General features: G+C 69.2%; 14 protein-coding genes. 8 read left to right on the top strand and 6 right to left on the bottom strand.

Annotated elements, in window-relative coordinates:
- Positions 1-82: 82 nt before the first annotated feature.
- Together O3139_RS02630 and O3139_RS02625 are read left to right on the top strand one after the other, a co-directional pair.
- Positions 83-1309 (top strand): PQQ-dependent sugar dehydrogenase, encoded by a 1227-nt coding sequence (locus O3139_RS02630; protein ID WP_269515353.1) that lies wholly within the window; start codon positions 83-85, stop codon positions 1307-1309.
- A gap of 255 nt (positions 1310-1564) precedes the next feature.
- The gene (locus tag O3139_RS02625; RefSeq protein WP_269515352.1) at positions 1565-2095 is read left to right on the top strand and encodes a GcrA family cell cycle regulator; all 531 of its coding nucleotides are present in this window, start codon (positions 1565-1567) and stop codon (positions 2093-2095) included.
- Positions 2096-2360: 265 nt separating this feature from the next.
- Here O3139_RS02625 and apaG read toward each other — a convergent pair whose 3' ends face one another.
- Positions 2361-2804, bottom strand: coding sequence for a Co2+/Mg2+ efflux protein ApaG (gene apaG, locus O3139_RS02620; protein WP_269516516.1), 444 nt, complete (start codon positions 2802-2804; stop codon positions 2361-2363).
- 86 nt (positions 2805-2890) lie between these two features.
- On the opposite strand from apaG, the gene O3139_RS02615 reads away from it, so the two are divergent.
- A complete protein-coding gene (locus tag O3139_RS02615; RefSeq protein ID WP_269515350.1) occupies positions 2891-3913 on the top strand; it encodes a 2'-deoxycytidine 5'-triphosphate deaminase in 1023 nt (340 codons plus the stop codon).
- Positions 3914-4018: 105 nt separating this feature from the next.
- Here O3139_RS02615 and O3139_RS02610 read toward each other — a convergent pair whose 3' ends face one another.
- Both O3139_RS02610 and O3139_RS02605 read right to left on the bottom strand, forming a co-directional pair.
- A complete protein-coding gene (locus tag O3139_RS02610; RefSeq protein WP_269515349.1) occupies positions 4019-5269 on the bottom strand; it encodes an MFS transporter in 1251 nt (416 codons plus the stop codon).
- Complete coding sequence (locus O3139_RS02605; RefSeq protein WP_269515348.1) at positions 5266-5748, bottom strand: cupin domain-containing protein; 483 nt, start codon at positions 5746-5748, stop codon at positions 5266-5268. Before O3139_RS02605 ends, O3139_RS02610 begins: the two co-directional genes overlap by 4 nt.
- A gap of 41 nt (positions 5749-5789) precedes the next feature.
- On the opposite strand from O3139_RS02605, the gene dapE reads away from it, so the two are divergent.
- Positions 5790-6992, top strand: a complete 1203-nt coding sequence (gene dapE, locus O3139_RS02600; protein WP_269515347.1) for a succinyl-diaminopimelate desuccinylase — start codon at positions 5790-5792, stop codon at positions 6990-6992.
- A gap of 11 nt (positions 6993-7003) precedes the next feature.
- Here dapE and O3139_RS02595 read toward each other — a convergent pair whose 3' ends face one another.
- A complete protein-coding gene (locus O3139_RS02595; protein ID WP_269515346.1) occupies positions 7004-8317 on the bottom strand; it encodes an amidohydrolase in 1314 nt (437 codons plus the stop codon).
- 96 nt (positions 8318-8413) lie between these two features.
- Here O3139_RS02595 and O3139_RS02590 point away from each other — a divergent pair, with 96 nt between their 5' ends.
- Positions 8414-8767 carry a hypothetical protein gene (locus tag O3139_RS02590; RefSeq protein ID WP_209321829.1) on the top strand — a complete coding sequence of 118 codons (354 nt, stop codon included), beginning with the start codon at positions 8414-8416 and terminating at the stop codon, positions 8765-8767.
- Between the two features lie 5 nt (positions 8768-8772).
- On the opposite strand, the gene O3139_RS02585 is transcribed toward O3139_RS02590, so the two are convergent.
- Positions 8773-9177 (bottom strand): SRPBCC family protein, encoded by a 405-nt coding sequence (locus tag O3139_RS02585; RefSeq protein WP_269515345.1) that lies wholly within the window; start codon positions 9175-9177, stop codon positions 8773-8775.
- A gap of 119 nt (positions 9178-9296) precedes the next feature.
- Between O3139_RS02585 and O3139_RS02580 the strand changes: the two genes are divergently transcribed.
- Together O3139_RS02580 and O3139_RS02575 are read left to right on the top strand one after the other, a co-directional pair.
- A complete protein-coding gene (locus O3139_RS02580; protein WP_269515344.1) occupies positions 9297-10592 on the top strand; it encodes an MFS transporter in 1296 nt (431 codons plus the stop codon).
- Between the two features lie 159 nt (positions 10593-10751).
- A complete protein-coding gene (locus O3139_RS02575) occupies positions 10752-12599 on the top strand; it encodes a DNA polymerase III subunit gamma/tau (protein ID WP_269515343.1) in 1848 nt (615 codons plus the stop codon).
- A gap of 4 nt (positions 12600-12603) precedes the next feature.
- On the opposite strand, the gene O3139_RS02570 is transcribed toward O3139_RS02575, so the two are convergent.
- Complete coding sequence (locus O3139_RS02570) at positions 12604-13215, bottom strand: malonic semialdehyde reductase (RefSeq protein WP_269515342.1); 612 nt, start codon at positions 13213-13215, stop codon at positions 12604-12606.
- Positions 13216-13353: 138 nt separating this feature from the next.
- Between O3139_RS02570 and O3139_RS02565 the strand changes: the two genes are divergently transcribed.
- A complete protein-coding gene (locus O3139_RS02565; protein ID WP_269515341.1) occupies positions 13354-13683 on the top strand; it encodes a YbaB/EbfC family nucleoid-associated protein in 330 nt (109 codons plus the stop codon).
- Position 13684: the final 1 nt, after the last annotated feature.

Genomic DNA, 13684 nt, shown 5'->3' with positions numbered 1-13684 from the left:
GGCACGGCAGGCGGTCGGAACGCTGGAGCTTGCGCGCCGTTCGGGGCAGAGACTGACCGCATAGACCGACCCGGAGATCACCATGCGCCCGCTTCTGCTCGCCGCCTCGACGTCCATCCTCGTGCTCACCGCCGCCTGTCAGGCCAGCGGCCAGTCCCGGACCCCGGCCGCCGGAGCCCCGGTGGAGACCCGCCCTGCCAACGGCGCGAGCCAGACTCCGGCCTTCGAGGGCCAGACCCGCGCGGCCGGCGTGCGCACCGAACAGGCCCTGACGACCACGGTCGTGGCCTCCGGCCTGTCCCATCCCTGGGGCCTGGCCCTGCTGCCGGACGGCCGCTGGCTGGTCACAGAGCGGCCGGGCCGCTTGCGGATCATCACCGCCGGGGGCGAGGTCGGGGCACCGATCACCGGCCTGCCCGTCGTCGATGCGCGCGGCCAGGGCGGCCTGCTGGACGTCGTCCTGTCGCCGTCGTTCACGACCGACCGGACCATCTTCTGGAGCTATGCGGAGCCGCGCGAGGGCGGCAATGCGACCTCGGTCGCGCGCGGGCGGCTGTCGGACGACGGCACCTCGGTGGGCGATGTCCGTGTCATCTTCCGGGCGCTGCCCACCTATGACGGCGACAAGCATTTCGGATCCTCCCTGGCCTTCGATCCGGCCGGCCACCTGTTCGTCACCCTGGGCGAGCGCTCGGACAGACCGATGCGCCCCCAGGCCCAGGACCTGGGTTCGCACATGGGCAAGGTCATCCGCATCAATGCCGACGGCTCGGTGCCGGCCGACAATCCCTTTGTGAACACGGCCGGGGCGCGGCCCGAAATCTGGTCCCTGGGTCACCGCAACGTCCAGGGCGTGGCGGTCCAGCCCGGCACCGGCCACGTCTGGACCATCGAACACGGCACGCGCGGCGGCGATGAGCTGAACCGGCCGGAGGCGGGCAGGAACTATGGCTGGCCGGTCATCGCCTATGGGATCGAATATGCGGGCGGCCCCATCAACGACGGCATCACGGCGCGGCAGGGGCTGGAGCAGCCGGTCTATTACTGGGATCCCGTCATCGCGCCGGGGGGCCAGACCTTCTATTCCGGGGCGATGTTCCCCGGCTGGGACGGCGATCTTCTGATCGCGGGCCTGGGCGGCAAGTCCATCACCCGTCTGGTGCTGGACGGCGACCGGGTGGTGGGCGAGGAGCGGCTGATCGCGGACTTCGGCAAGCGCATCCGCGACCTGGCCGTAGCGGCGGACGGTGCCGTCTGGGCCATCACCGACGAGGACAACGGCCAGCTGATCCGCATCTCGGCCCGCTAAACCCGGCACAAGCCGGAACTGACGTCGCCATCCAGCCGACGCGCCCCGGCGATCGGAAGACGTCAGGGTCACATCTCCGGCGGTCGCCTCTGATCGACCCTTTCGCCGAACGCCGATTCAAGATGTGGTTTCTGTGGACGGAGTGATTCGCACATCTTGCGTCCGTTAACGGGTCGTTTACGATTAGTTGTGGCTGTCGAAACCCGAGGGGGGCTTCAGGCGCCACATCTTGAATCGCTCGACCCGGAGGGTGTCATGACCGCAGGCTGGACCGAAGATCGCGTCGGCGCACTGAAGAAGCTGTGGCTGGAAGGCCAGTCGGCCTCGCAGATCGCCAAGCAGCTGGGCGGCGGCGTCACCCGCAACGCCGTGATCGGCAAGGTGCACCGCCTGGGTCTGTCGGGTCGCGCGACACCGTCCCAGCCCGCCCGCACCACGACCTTCCGCCCCGCCCGCACGCGGACCACGCCGCCCGCACAGCCGTCGGCACCCCGACGCCTCGAGGCGGGCCGGATCGAGGCCGCCCAGCCGGCCCCGCGTCCCGTCGCGACGGCGCCCAGCCTGCCCGCCGTCGCCGAGATGCCCGGCACCGCCACGGTGATGACCCTGGGGGCGCACATGTGCAAATGGCCGATCGGCGATCCGTCCTCGACCGAGTTCAGCTTCTGCGGCCGTCGCGCCTCGGAAGGCGTCTATTGCCAGGAACACGCCCGCGTCGCCTATCAGCCGCAGATGAAGCGCGGCGGCAAGGAAGAGCTGGCCCGCAGTCTGCGGCGTTACATCTAAAGGGCGCTACCGCTACGCGCGCGGCGCTTCGCTGCTTGAGCGCGACCGGTCGATTGTCATCCCCGCGAAGGCGGGGACGGGGCTGCGGTTATCCGGGTTGACGCAGCCCCACACCTCTTGATCCTCAACCGCGCAGCGGGGGAGGGGGACCGCCGCGCCCTTGCGCGGGGGTGGAGGGGGCGGACCACGCAGCGTGTCTGAGGTGGCCCCCTCCACCGCTTCGCGGTCCCCCTCCCCCGTTCGCTTCGCTCCGGGTGAGGATTTTCTAGTTCAGCACCCGGCCGCCCGGCACGTCCAGGCTGAAGGCGGGGATGGTGGCCTCGAACTCACGGCCCGTCGCGTCGGTCATCACATAGGCCCCCTCCATCGTTCCCGACGGCGTCGGCAAGGGGCAACCCGAGGCGTAGGAATAGCTGTCGCCCGGGCCGATCAGCGGCTGCTCGCCCACCACGCCGGGACCGCGGACGGTTTCCACATGGCCTGTCGCATCGGTGATGATCCAGCGCCGGGCCATCAGCTGCACGGCCTCGGGGCCCCGGTTCTCGATCTCGACCTGATAGGCCCAGACCCAGCGTCCCTCGTCAGGATCGGACTGTCCGGCCAGATAGCTGGGTCGGACCCGCACGATCACGCCATCGGTTTCGGCTTCATAGGGTCGGGTATCGTACATGAGCGCATCGTCGCCCGGCCCTGCGGCCGATTCAAGCACGCTCAAGCGGCAAGCGACCACGGCGCGGGCGTCAGCGCGCCCGGCCGGAGGTGCGTCCGGCACCATCCCTGTGTATGGCGTTCAGCATGACCTTCGAATCTTCCGTTCCCGGCATCCTGCCCTGCCAGTCCATCGAGACCCTGATCGCCACGGGCGCGATCACCTCGGCGACCCCGTTCGACGCCGATCAGGTCCAGCCCGCCAGTCTGGACCTGCGCCTGTCCGCGCGGGCCTGGCGGGTTCGGGCCTCCTTCCTGCCTGGACAAAGGCTGGTCGCTGACCGGATCGCGGACGTGTCGATGCATTCGATCGACCTGTCGGGGGGCTATGTTCTGGAAAAGGGCTGCGTCTACATCGCCGAGCTGCAGGAACGGCTCAGCCTGCCCCGTGGTCTGATCGCCCGCGCCAATCCGAAGTCCTCGACCGGCCGGGTCGATGTCTTCGTGCGGCTGCTGACCGATCGCGGCGGCTCGTTCGACGATGTGGACGAGGGCTACGAAGGGCCTCTGTATCTCGAGATCGCGCCCCAGACCTTCTCCATCCTGGTCCGCCCCGGCACGCGGCTGAACCAGCTGCGGCTGAAGGCCGGCGAGCCCCCGAAGCTGGAAACCCGCAGCGTCGGCGTCGATCTGCAGGGCGGCGACATCGTCGGCTTCCGGGGCCGTCGCCACGCGGGCGTCGTCGATCTGGACCGGATCGACGGTCATGACCCGAAGGACTTCTGGGAGCCCCTGACCCTGCGCCGGGGCGAACTGCTGCTGGATCCGGGCGAGTTCTACATCCTCGCCTCCAACGAGGCGGTGGAGATCCCGGTCACGCAGGCGGCCGAGATGACGCCGATCGACCCCAGCGTGGGCGAGTTCCGCGTCCACTACGCCGGCTTCTTCGACCCCGGCTTCGGCACCGACGAGGCGCACGGGGCGGGGTCCAAGGGGGTGCTGGAGGTCCGCACCCACGACACCCCCTTCCTGCTGGAACACGGCCAGATCGTCGCCCGCCTGGTCTATGAGCCCCTGACCGAACGGCCGACCCGGCTGTATGGCGAGGGCGGCAGCCACTATCAAAGGCAGGGTCTGAAGCTGTCGAAGCACTTCAGGGTGTGGGGATGATTGGGGACGGCAGGCAGTAGGCAGTAGGCAGTGGAAGTTTGCCTGAGCCGCAGCCCACCAGTCCCTAATCCCTATTCCCTACTGCCTACTGCCTACTGCCTCTCTTCACACCAGCTTGTCGGCCTTCCTGAGGTCCGGGAACAGCCTCGCCCAAAGCCCGGTCGCGGTCAGGGCCCCGACGCCGCCGAAGACCGCCGCACCGATGGGTCCGAGGACGCGCACCATCAGCCCGGAATAGGCCTCGCCCAGTTCGTTCGAGGCACCGATGAACAGCATCGACACCGACGACACCCGCCCGCGCATGTGATCGGGCGTCGACAGCTGGATCAGGGTCTGGCGGATGTTGACGCTGATCATGTCGGCCGCGCCGCCGATAAACAGGGCCGCCGCGCTGATCCAGACGATCTTCGACAGGCCGAACACGACGGTGCACAGGCCGAACACGGCAACGGAGGCGAACATCAGCACCCCGCCCTTGCCCGGAAGGGGATAGCGGGCCAGCACCAGCGCCATCAGGAAGGCGCCGCCGCCGAACGAGGCCCGCAGCAGGCCGAACCCCTCGGGGCCGACATGCAGGATGTCGCGTGCGAAGATGGGGGTCAGCAGGGCCACGCCAGCGAACAGGACCACGATCAGGTCCAGCGAGATGGCCCCCAGCACGATCTTGGTGTCCCAGACGTATCTCAGGCCGTCCTTGACCGCCTGCCACCGCCCCACGCCCCCCTCGATCGGCGAGGGCTTGCCGCTGGTGCGGATCATTACAAAGCAGGCGAGCCCCAGGAAGAACAGGGTCAGCGAAGACGCGTAGGCCAGGGGCACCGACAGGCCGACGATGACCCCGCCCAGGGCCGGACCGGCGATGGCCCCGGTCTGGAAGGCGATGGACTGGGCGGCGATGGCGCGCGGCAGGGCGGCCCGGCCGACGACCATGGGCAGGAAGGCCTGGCTGGCCGGGGCCAGAAACGCCCGCGAGGCCCCGAACCCGAAGGCCACCAGCAACAGGCCCCACAGCGGCGGGCTGCCGTGGATCGCCATGGCCAGGAAGGACAGGGCGCAGACCCCTTCGGCGACGATGGCAAGGACGACGGTGCGCTTGCGATCGCGCCGGTCGGCCATCTCGCCCGCCGGCAGGGTCAGGGCCAGCAGCGGTATGAACTGGGCCAGACCGACGAGACCCAGATACAGGCTGGCCTCCGCGATCGGATGGTCCCGGCGTGCGATCTCATAGACCTGCCACAACAGGGCGGAGGACTGGATCTGGATGGCCAGGACGGCGGCGATCCGCCCCAGCCAGATCAGCCGGAAATCGTTGATCGCCCACGGATTGGTGCCGTGAGCCTCGGGTGCGTCGGTCACTTCACGCGTCCGGACGGAGTTTCATAGGGCGTTCCATCCTTGTGGCGATAGGCGGTGTCGCCATCTCCTGCGATCATCAGGTCGATATCGGGATAGTCGACCGCATCCTGTTCGGGGTTCCGGCCGCCCACCTCAAGGACCACGGCGGGTTCGTCGGAGCGATTGACCAGGTGATGCCCGTTGGCCACGCCCTTGGCAAAGCCCGCGCAGTCGCCCGCCTTCAGGACGACCTCGCCCCCATTCTCGATCAGCACGACCTCGCCCGATACGACCCAGACGAACTCGTCCTCGGCCGTGTGCCAATGCCGCTGGGACGACCAGCAGCCCGGGGCCAGAACCAGCCGGTTGACGCCGAACTGTGTCAGGCCGACGGCATTGCCCAGCCGCCGGCGTCGGCGATCCCGGCACGGCGCGTCGAAAGGCGGCGGATAGGCGGTCCCGTTGCGTTCGGGGGCTGCGTCGATGTCGATCCTGGGCATGCACTTCTCGTGGCGGCGAAGTCCCCCTAAAGCATGACCGCATGAGCGGCGCATCAACTCCCGTGATCGATCCTGTCGAACTGACGCAGCGTCTGATCCGGCGGCCGTCGGTGACGCCGGTCGATGCGGGCGCGATGGACACGCTGGAGCGGGTGCTGACCGATCTGGGCTTCACCTGCCGGCGCATGGCGTTCGAAGGTTCGACCGGGGCCGCGACCGATGCCCGGATCGAGAACCTGTATGCCCGCCGGGGCACGGCCTCGCCGAACCTCTGTTTCGCCGGCCACACCGACGTCGTCCCCACGGGCGAGGCAACGGCCTGGTCGTCCGGTCCGTTCGAGGCCGAGGTCAGGGACGGCCTGCTCTACGGCCGGGGCGCGGTGGACATGAAGGGCGGGATCGCCGCCTGGGTCGCGGCGGTGTCCCAGATCCTGGCCGCCAGGGCCGAAGACGGGGGCGAACCGGCCGGGTCCCTGTCCTTCCTGATCACCGGCGACGAGGAAGGCCCGGCGCTTCACGGGACCAAAAGGGTCGTCGAGGCGCTGATGGCCGAAGGAGAGGTCATCGACGCCTGCGTGGTCGGCGAGCCGTCCTCGCAGATGCTGCTGGGCGACATGATCAAGATCGGACGGCGCGGCTCCCTGAACAGCTGGATCACGGTCCACGGCAAACAGGGCCACGTCGCCTACCCCGCCCGCGCGGCCAATCCGGCCCCCGTGCTGGTGCGGCTTCTGGCGGCGCTGGACGCGCACGTCCTCGATGAGGGTTACGAGGCCTTCCAGCCGTCGAACCTCGAGATCACCACCATCGACATCGGCAATCCGGCGACGAACGTGATCCCGGCCGAAGCGAAGGCCCGGCTGAACATCCGCTTCAACCCCGCCCAGACCGGCGACGGCCTGATCGACTGGCTGAACCGGGAGGCGGGGCGGGTCCAGGCTGAAACGGGGCTTCAGATCACCCTGGAACATATGTGTTCGGGCGAGGCCTTCCTGACGCCGCATGGCCCGTTCGTGACGGCGGTGCAGGACGCGGTCGAGGCCTCGACCGGCCTCCGGCCCGAGGCCTCGACGACGGGGGGAACGTCCGACGCGCGCTTCATCCGGGCGATGTGCCCGGTGCTGGAGCTGGGACTGGTCGGCCAGACCATGCACCAGATCGACGAGCGGGTGCCGGTCGCCGAGTTGGTGGCCCTGACGGCCGCCTATCGCCGGGTCATCGAGACCGTGTTCGAGCGCGCCTGACGCCTCATTCCTCAGGGCCGTTCCAGGAACCGCAGCGCGCTGAGGACGTGGGCGCGGACCCCGACCGGCAGGACGGCCTCGTTGACGTCGAACTGGGGTGAGTGATTGGGCGCGGCGGTGGCCGGGTCGACGCCGTCCGGCGTGGCCCCCAGGTGGTAGAAGACCCCTGGCACCTCGCCCTGGAAATACGAGAAATCCTCGGCCACCGTCGTGGGCGGAGAGGCCGGATTGACCTTGCCCTCGCCCGCCGCCTCGGTCAGGACCGGGGCCAGCCAGGCCGACAGGGCCTCGTCGTTGAACACCAGGGCCGCGTTCTGGCGCACCGAGAAATCGGCCGTTGCACCATAGGCTTCGGCGATGTGATCGACCGCGGCCTCGGCGCGGGCGACCAGGGCGTCCCTCTGGGCGATGTTGAAGGTGCGCAGCGTGCCCGCCATCGTCGCCTCCTCGGGGATGATGTTGTAGCGGACGCCGGCGTCGATCGTGGCGATGGTGAAGACCGTCGGGGTGGTGGTCGGGTCGATGGTGCGGGCCGTCAGGGTGTTGATGGTCTGGATCACATTCGCCGTGACCGCGATCACGTCGACGCCACGCCAGGGCCAGGCCCCGTGCGTCTGGCGACCGTGCAGGACGATGTCGACCCGGTCCGAGGCCGCCATGAAGCCCTGCGGCCGATAGAAGATCGTCCCCGGGACACCGGGCACGACGTGCAGGCCGAAGATCGCCTCGACTTTCGGATCCGCCAGCGCGCCCGCCTCGATCATCAGCCGCGCCCCGCCCAGGGGCTCGCCCGGCGGCACGCCTTCTTCCGCCGGCTGGAACAGGAAGACGACGGTGCCGCTGAACCGGTCCTTCATCCCGCTCAGAACCTCGGCGGCCCCCAGCAGCATGGCGACGTGGGCGTCGTGGCCGCAGGCATGGGCCACCGGCACGGTCGCGCCCTGATAGGTGCCGGTCGCGGTCGAGGCGAACGGAAGACCCGTCGCCTCCAGCACCGGCAGGGCGTCCATGTCGGCGCGCAGGGCAACGACATGCTGTGGCCCGGTCCCGGTGCCGCGAAGCACGCCGACGACGCCCGTGCGGCCGACGCCCTCGCGGACCTCGATGCCCATGGCGCGCAGGCGTTCGGCGACGAAGGCGGCTGTGCGCGTCTCGGCGAGGCCCAGTTCCGGATGCTGGTGCAGGTCGCGACGCCAGGCGACGACCTCGGCCCGGACACCCTCGGCCGCCGTGGCGACCTCTGCGGCGCTGACGGGGCCGGACTGGGCCAGGGCGGGCGAGGCAGCCAGCGTCAGGGCGGCGGCCAGAAGGGCGGGGCGGATCATCGGCGGTCTCCGGAAAGGGCCGGCAGATGATGGGGTCAGGGATCGCGACGACGCAAGCGCCTTGCGTTCGGCTACCCCGCGACCGATGTAGCGCCCATGGCCATCAAGACCGCAAAGACGAAATGGCGTGACGTCGTCCTGGTCTGCAAGAAATGCCAGAAGAAGCTGGACGGCGGCTTTGGCCCCGACGGCGACAAGACCCTGAAAAAGGCGCTGAAGAAATACCTCCGGCCCGGCGACGGCAAGGGACGCAAGGCCGAACTGGCCGTGATCCAGACCGGCTGTTTCGACATCTGTCCCCGGAATGCCGTCGTGGCCATCAACGCCGCCAACCCCAAGGCCCTGTTGATCGTGCCGGCCGGGGCGGACCTGTTCGAGGTCAAGGCGCGGCTGGGTCTGGATGACGGGCGACGGCTGAAGCCGACGCTGACGGTCGTCGGCGACGACTGAGCCGATCAGGCGGCCGGGTCTCGTTCCATCGAGGCCTGTATGGCGTCGATTCCGGCGTTCATCATGGCGGTTATACGCTCCTTCGGACCGTCCGGCAGGAAGTCCACGACCCAGATGAAGCGGCACCGGTCCTCGCCCTCGGGCACGACGGTGTTGGACGCGCTGTGGTGTTCGAACGTGTCGGCAAGGATGCTGTAGACGATCCTGCGGTGCTCATCGTCGATGGCGATCAGCCGTTCGCGCAGGACCAGCCCACCGTTGAACGTCACGGTCCGCACGTCGCCCTCCACGACCGTGTCCAGAATGAAGCCCGGCGCTGTCTTCGTATGCAGGGCACCGAAATCCCGAAGGGCGTCCCAGACCTTGTCCGCCGGGGCATGAAGGGTTCGTTCGATGTGGAGGGTGGCCATGTCGTCTCCCGGGGTTCCGTCCAGCCGACACTGCATCGCCGGGCCGTCCGTGTCTCGCGGCTTTCGGACCGGATCGCCAGGGCCGTGACCTTGGGCCGGGTCGGCGCTATGCCGATCCGATGTCCCCCAGATCCCCCGCCTTCATGATCCTGTTCATCGTCAGCCTGATCGCTGCGGCGGGGAACATGGGGCTGCAGTCGGTCCTTCCCGCGATCGGACGGCAGTTTCACCTGTCGGACACCCTGGTCGCCGGGGCCTTCGCCATCTCGGCCCTGATGTGGACCTTCACCTCGCCGTTCTGGGCGCGGCTGTCGGATACGCTGGGACGCAAGCGGGTCATCGTCATCGGCATGAGCGGCTTCGTGGTGTCGATGACCGGCTTCGGTCTGGCCGCCACCTCCGGCATCGAGGGGTGGCTGGGGCCGATCATCGCCTTTGCCCTGATGGCCACCGCGCGCACCGTCTATGGCGTGTTCGGATCGGCCGCGCCGATCGCGTCCCAGGCCTATGTCGCCGACCGGACCGGACCGGCGGAGCGGACCCAGGCGATGTCCCTGCTGGCCTCGGCCCAGGGACTGGGCACGGTGCTGGGGCCGGTCCTGTCACCCCTGTTCATCCTGCCGCTCGTCGGACTGGCCGGGCCGATGTACGTCTTCGCCCTGTTCGGCCTGATCGTGTTGGTGATCGTCATGCGGTTCCTGCCGTCCGGAGACGTCGTCCGCATCCCGTCGCCGAGCGGCCAGCGAAGCGATGTCGGCAAGGGCCTGTGGCGCGATCCGCGGGTGCGCGACTTCCTGCTGTTCGGCCTGCTGGTGACGGGCGCGCAGGCGGTCAATATCTCCGTGCTGGGGTTCCACATCATCGACGAGATGGCGACGACCGGGCTGGACGCGCGCGCGGCCCAGCCCTTCATCGCCCTGGCTATGTTCGCCGGAGCGACGGCCACCCTCATGGTCCAGTGGGGTCTGATCCCGCTGCTGAAGCTGCGTCCACCCGAACTGATGCGCTGGGGCGCGGCCCTGGCGCTGGGCGGCAATCTGCTGAGCATCGCCTCGCCGGGCTATTTCGGGGTGGTTGTCGGCTATGCGGTCGTTTCGATGGGCGTCGGCTTCGCGCGCCCGGGCTTCACCGCCGGATCGTCGCTGGCCGTGGGACCCCATGAGCAGGGCGCGGTGGCGGGGCTGATGATGTCGCTGGCGGGCCTCAGTTTCCTCGGGCCCCCCGTGGCCGGCGTCGCGCTGTACGAATGGCGGGAGTTCGCCCCGTTCGCCGGCAATGCGCTGCTGCTTGCCGGGGCCGTTGCCGTCGCCTGGATCAGCCCCGCCCTGAAGGCCCTGGCCGCGCGCACCGACGACGAGACGCCGGCCCCCGAGATGGCCCCCGCCTCCCAGCCCGGCCCAGAGGGCAACAGCTGACCACAGGGCCCCTCCACCGGCCCCGGTCGCGCCTGTGGCTCGATCCACCGGAGGACCTCCATCGTGAATCCGATGAAGCGGGTCGGCCTGGCCGCGGCTCTGTGAATGTTCTTTCGATCGGAGTCGCATCAAGGGGCGTAGTCGCGGTAACGTCGCCGGATGACCGACGTCGACCTTGATTCCGGCGATCCGCCCTGGGCGGAGGACGACGCCCCGGAATCCGAAAAGCATGAGCGCGACGAGAACACCGACGACATGTTCGGTGCGCCGGCGGCCGGGCCGACTGTCGCACCCGCCGCCGTCCCGCCCGTTGGGGTCGCCGACGACGCGCACCGGAACGATGGTGAGGCCTACACCGTCCTGGCCCGCAAATACCGGCCGCGCACCTTCGAGGACCTGATCGGTCAGGAGGCGATGGTGCGCACCCTGACCAATGCCTTCGCCACCGGCCGGATCGCCCACGCCTTCATGCTGACTGGCGTCCGGGGCGTCGGCAAGACGACCACCGCCCGCCTGCTGGCCCGGGCCCTGAACAACGAGACCGAGGTCATCGACCGGCCTTCGCTGGAGCTGACCGCCCACGGCCGCCACGACGCGGCGATCATGGCCGGCCAGCACATGGACGTGATGGAGCTGGACGCCGCCAGCCACACGGGCGTCAACGACATCCGCGACATCCTGGAGTCCGTCCGCTATGCGCCGGTCGAGGCCCGCTACAAGGTCTATGTGCTCGACGAAGTGCACATGCTGTCGAACCAGGCCTTCAACGCCCTGCTGAAGACGCTCGAAGAGCCGCCGCCCCACGCCAAATTCATCTTTGCCACCACCGAGATCCGCAAGGTGCCGGTGACCATCCTGTCCCGCTGCCAGCGGTTCGACCTGCGTCGCGTCGAGCCGGAAATCCTCGTCGAGCACCTCGGCCGGATCGCCACCCGGGAGGGTATGAAGGTCGAGGACGACGCCCTGGCCCTGATCGCCCGCGCCGCCGAGGGTTCGGTCCGCGACGGCCTGTCCCTGCTGGATCAGGCGCTGGTTCAGGGCGAGCGCGGCGAGACCGTCGCCACCGACACGGTCCGCGACATGCTGGGGCTGGCCGACCGCAGCCAGACCATCGCCCTGTTCGAACAGATCATGGCCGGGCGGACACCCGAGGCGCTGGAGACCTTCCGCACGCTCTACGGCTTCGGGGCGGACCCCGTGCAGGTGACCAACGACCTGCTGGAACACTGCCACGCAGCCGCGGTCGCCAAGATGCTGGGGCCGAACGCGACCCGCCTGCCCAACGATCAGGCCCAGCGACTGGCGGCCATGGGCTCCCAGGTCTCGGCCGGGACGCTGTCGCGGACCTGGTCGATGCTGCTCAAGGCGCTGGACGAGGTTCGCCGCGCGCCCAGCCCCGCCGATGCGGTCGAGATGGCCATCGTGCGGCTGGCCTATGCCGCCGACCTGCCCGGGCCGGAGGAGGCGCTGAAGCGCCTGCAGTCGGGCGAGCCGCTGTCCGGCGGGCCAGGTGGCGGCACCGGCGCCGGTGGACCGCGCGGCGGCGGCGGTGCGTCGGCCCGGATGGCCCCGAGAGCGGCGGCCCAGCCCGCCCTGCCGGACCCGCAGACCTTCGAGGCCGTGGTCGCGCTGATCGGCGAGAAGCGCGAGATCGCCCTGCAGATGGATGTGCAGCGCTATGTGCGTCCCGTGTCGTTCAAGCCGGGTGCCCTGACCTACGAGCCCGTCGACGGGGCCCCGGCCAACCTCGCCACCCGCCTGTCGTCGCGGCTGAAGGACTGGACCGGCCGCCAGTGGTTCGTGGTCGCCAACGGTCAGGGCGGCGGCGAGACCCTGATCGAACAGGAAAGGAAGGCCACCGTCGCCCTGCGCGCCGAGGTCGAGGCCGATCCCTTCGTCCGCGCGGTGATGGAGGCCTTCCCCGGCGCCGTCGTCGGCGAAATCAAGACCCTGGCTCCCGCCGTCGAGATGCCCAGCATTCCCGACGACGCGGACGAAGACGAATAGGGCCCTACAGGATCTGCGCCGCCTCCTCGAAGTCCAGGCGCGGCGAGCGGGGGAACAGGTTCTCGTCGGTGCCATAGCCCAGGTTGAGAATGAAGTTCGGCTCCACGCTGGTGCCGGCGAAAAACGCGGCCTTGACCTCCGCTGCGTCAAAGCCCGACATCGGACCGACGTCCAGACCGAGGGCGCGCGCGGCGATCATGAAATAGCCGCCCTGAAGCGACGAATTGCGGAAGGCCGATTCCCTGCGCGCCGCCTCATCGGCGAACCAGTCCCTGGCACCGGGCGCATGGGGAAACAGTCTGGGCAGTGTCTCATGGAACCGGGTGTCCATGCCGATGATGACGTTGACCGGCGCCTTCAGGGTCTTCTCGCGGTTGTTGCCGCTCATGAAGGGCGCGAGCCGCTGACGCGCCTCGACCGACGTCAGGAACAGGAACCGCGCCGGGGTGGAGTTGACGGCGGTCGGTCCGAACCGGGTCAGATCGTACAGGCGGCGCAGCAGCGCCTCCGGGACCGGCCGGTCGCTGAAGTCGTTGCGCGTCCGGGCTTCGGTGAACAGCTGGGCCAGGGCGGTATCGTCCAGCGCCACATCGCGGGTGGAAGGATCGTAGGTCATCAAGATGGGTCCCGGGGCAAATAGCAACGATTGCAGTTGCGAAAATAGGCACCCCGTTCGTCGGTGCAAGCGGGCAAATCACAGCATCGGGGTCCTTCCCCCCTGTCGCGACGTCGCGTCCCGGCCTATCCTGTGGCCATGAAAGACCTTAACCAACTGATGCAGCAGGCCCAGGCGATGCAGCAGAAGCTGCAGGACGCCCAGGCGAAGATGGCCGAAACCACCGCCGAGGGCAGCTCCGGCGGCGGTCTGGTGACGATCGCGCTGAAAGGCGCGGGCGAGCTCACCGGCGTGAAGATCGACGACAGTCTGATGGTACCGGGCGAGACCGAAATCCTCGCCGACCTGATCGTCGCCGCCCATGCCGACGCCAGGCGCAGGCTGGACACCGTCAATACCGACCTGATGCGCGAGGCGGCCGGCCCCATGGCGGGCATGAACATTCCCGGCATGCCCAAGCTGTTCTGAC

The sequence above is a fragment of the Brevundimonas subvibrioides genome (genome assembly GCF_027271155.1).
Lineage (GTDB): Bacteria > Pseudomonadota > Alphaproteobacteria > Caulobacterales > Caulobacteraceae > Brevundimonas > Brevundimonas subvibrioides_D.
This window is presented reverse-complemented; position numbering and strand designations above follow the sequence as displayed.